Here is a 13158-nt window from a genome sequence, read left to right as displayed (position 1 = left end):
GCTCAGCCCCGGCCGAAACGATCACCGTGCCTGGCCATGAAGGCACGCACTTTTTCCTGCTGGTCAGGGCGCAGGCTGTCGTAGAAGTCGGCTGCGGCGGTCAGCACCTCGGGGCCGGCCTTCTGCACCGCGGACAGCTTCTGGTCCATCAGCGCTTGCGCGCCGGCACGGTCAAAGGCATTGCCGGCGATCAGGCGTTGCATGGCCTCGCGTGGCGAAGCGTCGGCACTGCCACCCTTGATGGCCGCGCGCTGCTGCTGCAGCACGTCGGCCAGGGTGTTCAGCTTGGCTTGCTGGGTGGTGTCCAGCACCAGCTCCTTCTGCACGCGCTCGATGACGTGCACGCGCATGCGCGCCATGTCGGCCTCGCTCATGTGGCTGAACCGGTTGCCGGCATAGGCCGCTAGGCCGCCGAACAGCACGCCGACGCTCAACAGGCCGATCAGGCCGCGTTTGATCCAGGTTTTCTTCATGGCGCTCGCTCCTTTGTCGCAAACAAAAACAGGCACGGGGTGAACCGTGCCTGAATGCTGCGCCCGAGGGCGAGTGAAGTCTTCTCGACGCTGTGTCGCTGCGTATCGTTTTATTGCAGCGGCAGCGGAGCTCAGAAGCTGTGAATGGACCGGTCGAGCCCGAAAGGCTTGTCAAAACGGGCCCAATCTAGGCGCAAAGCACAGCTGTAGCTCGGGCTACAGCGAGCATTTGCAACGACGAGTGGGCGTGTTTTGGCGGGCCGAGCGGGTTCGAGTGGTTCGTTCACAGCTTCTCATGTGTCCATCATCGCGGTGTCGTTGTCCCGCGCGGAAGGGTCGCCGTCGACCGGCTCGCGCGGCGTTCGGCTTCGTGCACCGCTGCTGCCGCGGGCGCTGGTGGCCTTGCCCACCCGCGCCGGCTTGGCGGTGCTGGTGATTGCGTGGCTGGCGGGGCTGAGGTCTGCGGCCGGTGCGACGGCAGCGGCCAGGTCCGGGCAGGTTTGCACAACAGCCTTGGCCGGGCCCGCCCGCCGCGCGGCGGTGCTGCGCGCGGTGGCGCCAGATGAACGCCGGGCCGCGGCAATCACCGGCTCGGCTTCCGAGCGCTCGACGACGAGCACCTGCTCCATCAGTTCGCCCCAGCTGGCTTGCGCTTCGCCACGCATCTGCATTTCGCGTTCGCGCATCAGTTCGGCAAAAGCTTCGGACTGCCGGTCGACCTGCACCGGGCGCGCCAGCTGGCGATCGATCGCGCGCTGGCGCGTGGGCACGGCATGGCCAAAATGCTGGGCCACGCGCTTGACGACCGACTGGTACATCTGCGAAACCCGCGAGGGCGTGACCTGCAAGGACTTGGCAACCTCCACCGGCGTCAGGCCGACACCGAGGTAGGCGTCGATGACCATGCGCTCGCGCTCGGGCAGGTCGGCAAAAAACCGCTCCAGCCGGCGCAGCACGATGCCGGTGTCCACCCGCGCCTCGACTTCCTCCTGCGCGGTGGCCGGATGGAAGCGCTGCCCGCCGCCGCCGTGTTCATCGTCATCGGATTCGGCCAGGGACTGGTGGCGGCCGAACTGGTCGGCCTGCATCAGCGAGGAGATTTCCTGCGCGCTCATGCCGGTGGCCTCGGCCAGCAGGCCCAGGCCGGGTTCTTTTCCGTCACGGTTGCGCAGGCGCTCGCGGGCGATCTGCACGACCTTGATCTTGCGGCGCTCGCCGCGGGTCAGGAAGTCCATCTGGCGCAACTCGTCCAGCATGGCGCCCTTGACGCGCATGCGGGCGTAGCGCACGAACGCTTCCTGGGCGTCCGCGCTGTCGCGGTCGCCTTCCCATTCAAAGCTCACCGCCGCCTGCGCCACCGCGATCAGTCCGACCTGGATCAGGTCGGCCCGCTCCACGTTGGCTGGCAGATGGCGCACCAGTGCCTGGGCCTGTTTGCGGACCCAGGACTGGTTCTTGGCGATGAGAACCGACGGCACACCTTGCAGCGAGATCATGGAACAGAATCTTAGGCCGCCACCTGCTGCCAGGTCTGCCGAGGAGCCGGGTCTTCGGCGCCGATATCGGCAGTTTGCCGCAGCCTCGCGGACCGCTCGCTGTCCGGCTGGCAACCGATCATCGGCCGCCGCGCCAGACTGTTTAGCGCCCGGCGCCTTTTAACGGTTTCAAATCAATTCAAGGGCAACCGCGTCCGCGCCCGCGGCCTGGACCTCGCCGATCTCGGCGGCTTCGGCAAAGCCCTGCGCGCGGAAGATGGCCAGCACTTGGTCGACCGCTTCCGGTGCGCACGAGACCAGCAGGCCGCCGCTGGTCTGCGGGTCGCTGAGCAGTGCTTGGTCCACCGCGCCAAAACCCGCCGGCAGCCGCACCTGCGCGCCGTAGCCGGCCCAGTTGCGTGCCGAGGCGCCGGTCACGTGGCCGGCCTGGGCCAGTGCGCGGGCGCCGCTGAGCAGCGGCACTTTCGCCCAGTCCAGCCGCAGCGAGCAGCCGGCGCCGCGCGCCAGTTCCAGCGCATGGCCGGCCAGGCCGAAGCCGGTCACGTCCGTCAGCGCGTGAACGCCCGGCAGCGCGGCCAGCGCCGGGCCGGGCGTGTTGAGCTGGGTGGTGCGGGCAATCATTTCGGCATAGCCCTCGGGCGAGAGCTGGCCCTTCTTGAGCGCCGCCGAAAACACGCCCACGCCCAGCGGCTTGCCCAGCACCAGGCGGTCGCCGGGCTTTGCATCGGCATTGCGGCGCACGTTTTTCGGATGCACCAGGCCGAGCGCGACCAGACCATAGATGGGTTCGACCGAGTCGATGGTGTGGCCACCGGCAATGGGAATGCCGGCCGCCTGGCAGACCGCCTGGCCGCCGGCCAGGATGCGGCCGATGGTCTCGACGCTGAGCACGTTGACCGGCATGCCGACCAGCGCCAGCGCGAAGATGGGCTTGCCGCCCATGGCGTAGACGTCGCTGATGGCGTTGGTGGCGGCAATGCGGCCGAAGTCGAACGGGTCGTCGACGATGGGCATGAAGAAGTCGGTGGTGGCCACCAGCGCCAGCTCGTCGGTGAGTTGCCACACGGCAGCGTCATCCGAGGTCTCGATGCCGACCAGCAGCTCCGGCGGCACCGGCAACCCCGGCGCCTGCTTCAGGATGCTGCTGAGCACACCGGGCGCGATCTTGCAGCCGCAGCCGCCGCCATGAGAAAGCGAGCTGAGCCTGGGTTCACCGGCAGGAAGGGAGGGGGAAGAAGCGTTCATTCGGCGCAATCAGGAAAGCAGGTGTGCATTGTCGGCCGCCGCTCGCAACGCACGGTAATGCTCGGGCAGGGCCGGCTGGTAGCCGGTGGTGCGCTGCAGCGCCAGCAGTTCTGTCGCCTGCGCCGTGCCTTCGGACGCGAGCGCGAGGAAGGCCTCCCGCAAGGCTTCGCGCAGCGCGCTGGGCAGGCCGGCCTGGGTGACCCAGAGGTAGTCGTGGTACGGCGCGGTGGTGTGGAAGACCTGCAGCGCGGCAGCGTCCGGCGAAGGCTGGGCCACAGGGGCAGGCGGCGTTTGTGAGGCCGGCGCGCTCGCGGAGCCCGGCGCGCGTGGCTGGCTCAGCGATTGCCAGGCCGCAAGGCTCAGCGCACCGGCGTCCACCTTGCCGCTGGCCACGACTTGCAGCGTGCTTTGGGCGCCGCTGGCAAAGGCCAGGCGGCGCAGCTCGGTGGCCGGTTGCATGCCGGCAGCCAGCAGTTCGCTGCGTGGCATCAGGTGACCGCTCGGGCTTTGCTGCCCGGCAAAGCACAGCGTGCGGCCTTTCAGGTCGGGCAGGCTGCGCAAGCCCAGGCTGGGCCGGGCAACAAAGACCGAGCGCCACCGGTCGTCCTGCGCGCGCTGCACCAGCGGCTGCACCTGGCCGCCGCTGCGCGCATCGGCCAGCAGGTACTGGAAGCCGCCGCACCAGGCCAGGTCGGCCTGGCGCTGGACCAGCGCGTCCACCACGCCGGTGCTGTCCGGCGCCATGACCCAGACGACCGGCATTTCCAGCCGCGCTTCCAGGTAGGCGCGCAGCGGGGCGAAGCGGCGGGACAGGTCGCCACCGGCCGCCTCATCGGCCAGCCCGGTGACGCGCAGCACATTGGCCGGCTCGTCGTCGGCCCGCAGCGGGCCGGCTGCGGCCAACAGGCCGAGGGCGGCTGCCAGGCATTGGCGTCGGGTGGCGGCGGGAACAGAAGCAGTCGAGACAGGCGGGAATGACATGGGGACAGGGCCGGTGAAGCAGGCGGCCGAAGGGCCAACCCGCGCTGGCAATATAGAGCGTAGAGCGCAAGCGCCAGTTGCTGGCCGAGATGGTGCCGCGATGCACCATCGAACCGGGCTTCAGGACACCGTTTCGCCGGCCTGCGCCGCGGCGCGCTCGGCCAGCGCCGTCGGCGCAATCGAGGCCAGCGTCTGCATCAGGCGGCCGAACTGGCGCTGCAGTTGCGCGGCTTCGTCCAGCAGCATGCGCAGCTCGGCGGCGTCGCGGCAGGCGGCTTCCAGCGTGCAGGCCGCCTGCTCCACCTCCGTGGCCGCGATCACCGCGGCCGCGCTGCACAAGGTGCGCGCCAGTTGCGCCACCTGGGCCCAGTCCCCGGCGGCGACCGCTTCGCCGAGCTCGGTGTCGGTATGGTGGTGGTGTTGGCGAAAGCGCTGCAGCGCGGCCTGCCACAGCACCGGGCTGCCGCCGCAGCGGGCCATGCCCAGCGTCGCGTCCAGCCCGGCCCAGGTCGCCAGTTCGTCCGGCAGCACCGGCTCGCCAACGGGCAGCCACTGCAGCAGCGACACATACAGCTTGTTCGGGTCGACGGGCTTGCCGACGTGGTCGTTCATGCCGGCGTCCAGGCAGGCCTGGCGGTCGTCGAAGAAGGCATTCGCGGTCATCGCCAGGATGGGGGTGTGGGCGTGGCCAGGCAGCTGGCGGATGCGGCGCGTGGCCTCCAGCCCGTCGATGCCAGGCATCTGAACGTCCATCAGCATCAGTGCATACGGCCGCGCCTGGGCCTGCGCGATGGCCTCGCTGCCGTCGCTGGCCAGGTCCACGGCCAGACCCACTCGCCGCAGCAACTCCATCGCCACTTCCTGGTTGACCGGGTTGTCTTCGGCCAGCAGGATGCGCGCGCCCGCATGGCGCTCGCGCAGCAACTGCTCCAGCTCGCCCGGCACCGGCCCGGCCGAAGGCCCCGGCCGGGCCAGCCGCGGCAGCGGCGCCGCCTGCTCGGCACTGAGCTGGACCAGGCTGTCGTGCAGCATGGAGGCGGTGATGGGCTTGCCCAGCACGGCGGCAAAGCCCGCCTCGCGCGCCGGCAGCAGCAGGCTGGCCGGGTCGCCGGCGCTGATCAGCAGCGCGCGCAGCGTCGCCGCGGAAGCGGGTGAACTGAGGCGCCAGCGTCTCAGGGTTTCCAGCCCGTCCTGGCCGGGCATCATCCAGTCGACCAGCGCCAGGTGGAAGGGCCAGCCATCACGCTCGGCCTGGGCCAGCTGGCGCAGCGCGTCGTGGCCGCTGTCGGCCGTCTGCACCGCCAGGCCCATTTGCTGCAGCATCACGCCCAGTGCCTCGCGGGCCTCGGGCTGGTCGTCGACCAGCAGCACGCGCCGGCCCTGCAGCATCGGCAGCCGGCGCGAGGCCTCGGGCCGGTCCGACAACACCAGCCAGGCCGTGAACCAGAAGCGGCTGCCCTCGCCTGGCGTGCTGCGCACGCCCACCTCACCGCCCATCAGCTCGGCAATGCGGCGGGTGATGGACAGGCCCAACCCGGTGCCGCCAAAGCGCCGGGTGGTGGAGGTGTCGGCCTGCTCGAAGGCGTTGAAGATGTCGGCCAGCTTGTCCGCCGGAATGCCCACGCCGTTGTCACCCACCTCGAAGCGGATCTGCACCTGGCCTTCGCGGCCGGCCGTGGCTTCGCCGACCATGCGGCGCCCGCGCAGCACCACGCAGCCGTGGTCGCTGAACTTGATGGCGTTGCCCAGCAGGTTGAGCAGCGCCTGCGACAGGCGGGTCGGGTCGCCGATCAGCCAGTTCGGCAACTCGTCGGTGTCCAGCACCAGCTCCAGGCCCTTGTCCTGCGCGCGCTGCGAGACCAGGGCCATCATGCGGTCCAGCAATTGGTCGAGCGAAAACTCGGTGCGCTCCAGCTCCAGCTTGCCGGACTCGATCTTGGACAGGTCCAGGATGTCGTTGATGATCTGCAGCAGGTGGCTGGCGGCGTCGTTGATCTGGCCCAGGCGGCGCAGCTGCTGCGGGTCCTCGGTGTCGCGCTGCAGCAGGTAGTTAAGGCCGAGGATGGCGCTCATCGGCGTGCGGATCTCGTGGCTCATGTTGGCCAGGAAGGCGCTCTTCGCGCGGTTCGCGCCTTCGGCCCGGTCGCGCGCCAGCGCCAGCGCCTGCGTGCGCTCGGCCACCTGGGCTTCCAGCTCGTCGTGGTACTGCGCCAGCTCGACCGCATGGCGGCGCTGGCTGCGCAGGTGCAGCGCCATCGCGGTCCACAGCCCCGCCAGCAGCAGGCCGGCCAGCATCAGCGCCCACAGGAACAGCCGCTGCTGCTGGGCGCGCAGGCGCTGCACCCAGTCGTTCAGCGCCTGGTCCAGCCGGACCGCGGCCCGGTCCACCGCCTGCAGCGCCAGCCTGAGCTCCAGTTCCTCGGCCGGGCCAGGGCGCGGGCCGAGCTCGGCCAGGCGCTCGCGCAGCGCGCTCACCTCGGGCACCAGGTCGCCCGGCGCCGGTTCGCCTGCGGCCACCAGCGCGTCGTTGGCCGCCCGTCCCAGCCGCAGCAGCGCCATGGTGGACTGGTGCAGCAGCGCCTTGCCCTGCTCGGGCTGCCAGGCCGAATCGGGCCTGGCGGCCAGCGTCAGGTACAGGTCGCCGGTGACCAGCTCGACCCGTGCCTGGCGCATGTCGCGCAGCAAGGTGTTCAGCGGAATGCGGCTCTGCATCTGCTGCCAGAACAGCATCAGCAACAAGGCCCCGACCAGGCTGGCCCCGACGACGGCCAGCAGGCCCACGCGACCCGCCCGGGCAACCACCATCGGCAAAGGTGCAGGCTGGTGGCGCTTGATCATCTTCATGAGGCCGGCGCCAGCAGCTTGGCCAGCGTGACCGGTCCGGGCAGGTCCTCCGGCGCAAAACCGAAGCGCTGCATCAAGGCCCGGTGCTCGGGCGAACCGACCACCTCCGCCTGGGCCTTGTTCCAATGGCGCTGCAACTGGCTGTCCTCCAGGTGGAACTCGAACGCGACCCAGCCCGGCTCGGCACCTTCTGCCACCGGCGTGGCCAGCATGGGCACGGCACCACCCACGGCGGCCAGGTTGCGCACGGTGGGCAAGGACAGCATCAAAGCCTGGGCCAGTCCCTGCTGCACGGCTTCGCGGCCTTCCACCGCGTCTCGCACGACCACCAGCCGCGCGTCGCCCAGCCCGGCCTGGCGGGCCTGCTGATGCTCGACCGAGCTGCTCAGCACCGCCAGTTTCAGCCCCGGCTCGGCGGCCATGGCCTGCAGGCTGGCCGGCAAGCGGGCGTCGCTGCGGTGCAGCAGGCCGGCGGCCACGCGTTCCGTCGGTTCGGAAAACAGCAGCTTGCCGGCGCGCTCGCGGGTCACGAACATGCCGGCGGCAATCAGGTCGAAGCGGCGCTCCTGCAATTGCGGGATCAGCTGGTCAAAACTGGTCTGCACCCATTCGATGGCCGGCAGCCCGGCGCGCGCAGCGATCAGGCGGGCCAGTTCGGGCGATTCGCCGGTGACGCGGCCATCGGCCCCCAGCTGCGCATACGGTGCCTCGATCGCGTAGCCCACGCGCAGCACGCCGGCAGACCGCACGCGGCCCAGCGCGTCTTCAGGCCGGCCTGAAAAAATGACCAGCAACAGCAGCACGCCCAATGTCAGCAGGGCGGCGCCAACCATCTTTTTGCGTGACACAGCCACCTCTCGGTGCCGGGACATTTCCCTGGCAATGGCGGGCAAGAGCAAACGGTCTCGAAACAGCTGAATCAACTCTAGCGCAGTCTTCCTGCCTGGCGGGGCAGCAAATGCCCTCTGCCAGACTTGTGCGCAGCCTTGCAACTTAACAGCTTGGATTGCCTGCCGGCATCAGGGTTCCGCGCAAAGCTGTGGCGGCCAGGGCAATAAAAAAGCAGCTTCTCACGAAGCTGCCTTCCGGATGCACGAGCTGCAGGGTCAGCGCATCTTCATGCCGCGCATTTCGTCGGGGCTCAGCTGGCCGTCCTTGTTGACGTCCAGGCTGTCGAACTTCTCGGCCAGCTTGGGCCGGCTGGCGACTTCATCCTTGCTCAGCATGCCGTCACCATTGGTGTCCAGCTTGCCGAAAACGTCGGACTTGTGGGCTTCGCTGAAGGCGCGAAGTTCCTGCGGCGTCAGCTTGCCGTCCTTGTCGGTGTCGATCATGTCGAACTTGCCGGCAATGGCCGGGGCAGTGGCGGCTTCTTCACGGCTGATCGCGCCGTCGCCGTTGGTGTCCAACTGCTTGAAGTGGGCGGCACCCGGGCGGGCGGTGGCAGGATCGGCGGCTTGCGCGGCCGGCAAGGCCAGTGCCAGCGCGAGGGCGGCGAGCGGGCTGAACAGCAAAGCGGTACGGGACATGGAGGTGCTCCTTGGTCGTTTCGGAAAGGACAGACAGCGGAAAAATCTGCGTGGTGAATCGCGCTGAGCGCCGCCACGGTGGGGCGCCATCTGGCGCGTCCCGTGCACAACGTGGCCCGGCGGCAAGGCGTTGATCCTCGCTGCGGCGCATTACAGCTCTTTACACCGCCGCAAACTCGACTGACCTGGGGCTTGGCAATCGGGGGGCCTGCGGCGCCGGCCGGGCCAGCGGTTCACAATCTGCCCATGATCGAAGCCCCGTTCACCCCGCGCCAACGTTTCGACGACCCGGAAGCCGCCCTGGCCCAGGTCGTCGCCCTGTACCAGGCCCAGGTCAAGCACCTGCGGCAACAACTGCAAGCCTATGTGGACGGCCAGGCCCCGGCCGGCCGGGTGCGCGCCTGGTACCCCAGCGTGCGGGTGCAAACGCACACCGACCAGCGCCCCGACAGCCGACTGAGCTTCGGCTTCGTGGCCGGCGCAGGCACCTACGAAACCACGTTGACCCGGCCCGACCTGTTCGGCGACTACTACCGCGAGCAGTTCCGGCTGTTGCTGCGCAACCATGGCGGCCAGGCCATGGCGCTGGACGTGGGCCTGGGCACGCAGCCGATTCCCGTGCACTTCTCGCTCGGCGAGGCCGACCACATCGAAGGCACGCTGACGGCCGAGCAGCGAGCCCGCCTGCGCGAGCATTTCGACCTGCCGGACCTGGCCGCGATGGACGACGGCATTGCCAACGGCACCTACGAGCCCGGCCCCAAGGAGCCGCATCCGCTGGCGCTGTTCACCGCGCCGCGGGTCGATTACTCGCTGCACCGGCTGCGCCACTACACCGGCACCGCGCCCGAGCATTTCCAGAACTTCGTGCTGTTCACGAACTACCAGTTCTACATCGACGAATTCATCCGCCTGGGCCACCAGCTGATGCAGGGCGCCAGCAGCGACTACACCGCGTTTGTCGAACCTGGCAACGTGGTGACGCCGCGCGAAGGCACCGAGCAACGGGCCAGCGGCATGGCGCCGCCGCGGCTGCCGCAGATGCCGGCCTACCACCTGGTGCGCGAAGGCCATGGCGGCATCACGATGGTCAACATCGGTGTGGGCCCGGCCAATGCCAAGACCGCGTCGGACCACATTGCCGTGCTGCGGCCGCACGCCTGGATCATGCTGGGCCACTGCGCCGGCCTGCGCAACACGCAGCAACTGGGCGACTACGTGCTGGCCCACGGCTATGTGCGCGAGGACCATGTGCTGGACGAAGAACTGCCGCTGTGGGTGCCCATCCCGGCGCTGGCCGAGGTGCAGGTGGCGCTGGAGCAGGCGGTGGCCGAGGTCACCCAGCTCTCCGGGCAGGCGCTCAAGACGCTGCTGCGCACCGGCACCGTGGCCACCACCGACAACCGCAACTGGGAACTGCTGCCGCACCCGGGTCCCGAGCGCCGCTTCAGCCAGAGCCGCGCGGTGGCGCTGGACATGGAAAGCGCCACCATCGCAGCCAATGGCTTCCGTTTCCGCGTGCCCTACGGCACCTTGCTGTGCGTGAGCGACAAGCCGCTGCACGGCGAGATCAAGCTGCCTGGCATGGCCAACCACTTCTACCGAGAGCGGGTGGACCAGCACTTGCGCATTGGCATCCGCGCGCTGGAGCTGCTGCGCAGCGCTGGCGTGGGGCAGCTGCACAGCCGCAAGCTGCGAAGCTTTGCCGAGGTGGCGTTCCAGTAGCGCAAGGTCTGCCGCGCTTCAAGGCGCGAGGCTTTCCAGGGGCAGGGCCGCGGCAGCGTGGCCCTGCCCTTTTTGCTTGCATGCCGCCGCGGCAGTGGCAGGCACGCGACATGCGCAGCCTGGGAATTCTCTTCAATCAATAATCGTTCTCATTTCGATTATGATTGGGTTTACTTTCCTTAACCGATTTGCCGAGGCGAACGCCGCCGCAGCCGCAAGTGGCAGTCGGGGTCAGCAACAGACCGGGAGGGTTCGCAAGCGTTGATCGCCGCCGGGGCCGCCCGCACAGCCCGGCTGGTTCGGCATGCGCGCGCCGCAACCCCGATTCGCATTACCCAACTCATTTGTCTCCCATGTCGCAATACATCCGCAGCCGTCGCCATGCAGGCGCCAACGCCGTCGCCCTGCTGAGCGCTGTTCCGATGGCCGTGCTGGCCCAGACCGCGCCCACCACCCCGCAGCCCACCGACGGCGCGCTGCCCACCGTCAGCGTCAAGGCCCAGCGCGAAGTGCCGTTCAAGGCCGACACCAGCGCTTCGTCCAAGATCACCCAGCCGCTGATCGACACGCCTAAGACCATCACCGTCATCAAGAAGGAAACCCTGCAGGAGCAAGGTGCCACCACGCTGATGGAAGCGCTGCGCAACACCCCGGGCATCACGATGCAGCTGGGAGAAAACGGCAACACCTCGGCGGGTGACGCCTTCCAGCTGCGCGGCTTCTCGGCCCAGAACTCGACCTTTGTCGACGGCATCCGCGACCTGGGCGCGGTGACCCGCGACACCTTCAACCTGGAGCAGGTCGAGATCGTCAAGGGCCCGGCAGGCGCCGACATCGGCCGTGGCGCCAGCGGTGGCTACATCAACCTGATCTCCAAGCTGCCCAGCCTGGACGACTCGCGCCAAGGCTCGCTGACGCTGGGCACCGCGAGCAAGAAGCGCGCGACGGCCGACCTGAACCAGGCCATTGGCGACAGCACCGCCATCCGCCTGAACCTGATGGCGCAGAAGAGCGGCGTGGACGGCCGTGACGAGGTCGAGAACAAGGGCTACGGCGTGGCACCATCGATTGCCTTCGGCCTGAACACGCCCACCCGCGTCTTCCTGTATTCGCAGCACATGCGCCAGGACAACACGCCCGACGGCGGCATCCCGACCATCGGCATGGACGGCTACTACCGCGCCGTCACAGCCTCCGGCACTTCGGCCACCACGGCCGAGCAGGCTGCCGCGATCACTGCCGGCGAACGCGTGCGCCCGGAGAACTACTACGGCAGCAAGGACGACTACGAGAAGGTCAAGGCCGACATGGTCACGACCCGCTTCGAGCACGACCTGACGCCCACCACCACGCTGCGCAGCGCCTTCCGCTTCGGCCGCACCCACATGGACCGCGTGCTCACCGGCATTTCGTCGACCATCAACGGCTCGGACATCGGCAGCCCGATCAAGGACCCGTCGGAATGGACCGTGGGCCGCTCGCGCCAGCGCACCGACCAGACCAACGAGATCATTGCCAACCAGACCAGCGTGACGACCAGCTTCGTCACCGGTGGGCTGAAGCATGACCTCAGCGGCGGCCTGGAACTGACACACGAGCGCCAGCAGACGCTGGGCACCGGCACCACCGCGCAAACCATCAAGGGCGTGAACTACACGGCCATCGCGATCCCCGCGGCCAACCTGTACGACCCGAACACCAACGACGTGCTGGGCATCCCCTACCTGACCGGCGCAGACACCGAAGGCACGACGCTGACCGCTGCGGTCTACGCCTTCGACACGCTGACGCTGAACGAGCAGTGGAAGCTGAACGCCGGCCTGCGCTTCGAGCGCTACCGCATCACGACCAAGGCCGGCACCATCGTGACCAGCGCCAACCTCAGCAGTCACCCGGGCTACGCGGTGGGCGGCATCGACGTACAGGAACTGCGCGACGCCGACAACCTGCTGAGCTGGAACCTGGGCGCGGTCTACAAGCCCACCGCCGACGGCACCGTCTACGCGGCCTACTCGAACTCGCTGACGCCTCCGGGCAGCGCGAACTTCTCGCTTTCGGCCACGGTCACCAACGCGGCGAATTCCGCGATGGACCCGCAGGAAACGAACAACATCGAGCTGGGCACGAAGTGGGACCTGCTGGACAAGCGCCTGAACGTCTCTGCCGCGCTGTACCGCTCGGAAAACAGCAAGCAGGTCACGCAGGACACGGTCGACCCGACGATCTACCGCCAGGAAGGCAAGACCCGCATCACCGGCCTGGAGCTGTCCGCCGTTGGCCAGATCACCAATTTCTGGCAGATCACCGCCGGCATCGCCAAGATGAAGACCGAGCAGCTGAGCCAGACCAGCGTGTCCAGCACCGACAGCTCGGTCACCACCACCACCGGCGTTCGCTGGTCACCCGACCTGACCGCCACCTTGTGGACCTCGTACACCCTGAATGCCTTCACGCTGGGCGGCGGCGTGCGCTACGTGTCGGACCAGAAGCGCGTGATCTCGAAGAACAGCCTCAGCACCACGCCTGACAACGTGCCCGAGATCCCGTCGTACACGGTGGTGGACCTGATGGCCGCGTGGAAGGTCAGCAAGAACGTGAACCTGCAGCTCAACATCGGCAACCTGTTCGACAAGGAATACATCAGCACGCTGAACAACAGCGGCGCTCGCATGCGCCTGGGCGCGCCGCGCAATGCCTCGCTGACCGCCAGCGTACAGTTCTGATGCGCGTCGCGCGCCACGAGTCAGGCGACTGACGCGACGGTTGCGGCGCTGCTGCGAACGTGAAGGCCTCGGTGAAAACCGGGGCCTTTTTTGTTGTCGCCATGTGGCGTTCATGGCCTCTTGCTTTGCACCAGGGCCAGGC

At 68.5% G+C, this 13158-nt stretch carries 9 protein-coding genes; 2 read left to right on the top strand and 7 right to left on the bottom strand.

The genetic code is table 11. The features are described 5' to 3' along the window. Window positions 1–2: 2 nt before the first annotated feature. From LRH25_RS29715 to LRH25_RS29685, 7 genes are all read right to left on the bottom strand, one after another. Complete coding sequence (locus LRH25_RS29715) at window positions 3–473, bottom strand: Spy/CpxP family protein refolding chaperone (RefSeq protein ID WP_231013065.1); 471 nt, start codon at window positions 471–473, stop codon at window positions 3–5. Window positions 474–766: 293 nt separating this feature from the next. Next, a complete protein-coding gene (locus LRH25_RS29710) occupies window positions 767–1969 on the bottom strand; it encodes a sigma-70 family RNA polymerase sigma factor (RefSeq protein WP_231013064.1) in 1203 nt (400 codons plus the stop codon). 168 nt (window positions 1970–2137) lie between these two features. Further along, window positions 2138–3214 carry a selenide, water dikinase SelD gene (selD, locus tag LRH25_RS29705; protein ID WP_231013063.1) on the bottom strand — a complete coding sequence of 359 codons (1077 nt, stop codon included), beginning with the start codon at window positions 3212–3214 and terminating at the stop codon, window positions 2138–2140. A 9-nt stretch (window positions 3215–3223) separates the two neighbouring features. Continuing rightward, a complete protein-coding gene (phnD, locus tag LRH25_RS29700) occupies window positions 3224–4195 on the bottom strand; it encodes a phosphate/phosphite/phosphonate ABC transporter substrate-binding protein (RefSeq protein ID WP_231013062.1) in 972 nt (323 codons plus the stop codon). 120 nt (window positions 4196–4315) lie between these two features. Further along, a complete protein-coding gene (locus LRH25_RS29695) occupies window positions 4316–7039 on the bottom strand; it encodes a response regulator (protein ID WP_231013061.1) in 2724 nt (907 codons plus the stop codon). Beyond that, the gene (locus tag LRH25_RS29690; protein ID WP_170200886.1) at window positions 7036–7887 is read right to left on the bottom strand and encodes a transporter substrate-binding domain-containing protein; all 852 of its coding nucleotides are present in this window, start codon (window positions 7885–7887) and stop codon (window positions 7036–7038) included. The genes LRH25_RS29695 and LRH25_RS29690 overlap by 4 nt, the downstream gene beginning before the upstream one ends. Window positions 7888–8145: 258 nt before the next feature. Then, complete coding sequence (locus LRH25_RS29685) at window positions 8146–8568, bottom strand: EF-hand domain-containing protein (protein WP_170200885.1); 423 nt, start codon at window positions 8566–8568, stop codon at window positions 8146–8148. 246 nt (window positions 8569–8814) lie between these two features. Here LRH25_RS29685 and LRH25_RS29680 point away from each other — a divergent pair, with 246 nt between their 5' ends. Both LRH25_RS29680 and LRH25_RS29675 read left to right on the top strand, forming a co-directional pair. Continuing rightward, complete coding sequence (locus LRH25_RS29680) at window positions 8815–10293, top strand: AMP nucleosidase (RefSeq protein ID WP_141287945.1); 1479 nt, start codon at window positions 8815–8817, stop codon at window positions 10291–10293. A gap of 353 nt (window positions 10294–10646) precedes the next feature. Further along, window positions 10647–13016, top strand: coding sequence for a catecholate siderophore receptor Fiu (locus tag LRH25_RS29675; protein WP_141287944.1), 2370 nt, complete (start codon window positions 10647–10649; stop codon window positions 13014–13016). Window positions 13017–13158: the final 142 nt, after the last annotated feature.

The sequence above is a fragment of the Ideonella azotifigens genome (assembly GCF_021043325.1).
Taxonomy (GTDB): Bacteria; Pseudomonadota; Gammaproteobacteria; order Burkholderiales; family Burkholderiaceae_C; genus Ideonella; species Ideonella azotifigens.
This window is presented reverse-complemented; position numbering and strand designations above follow the sequence as displayed.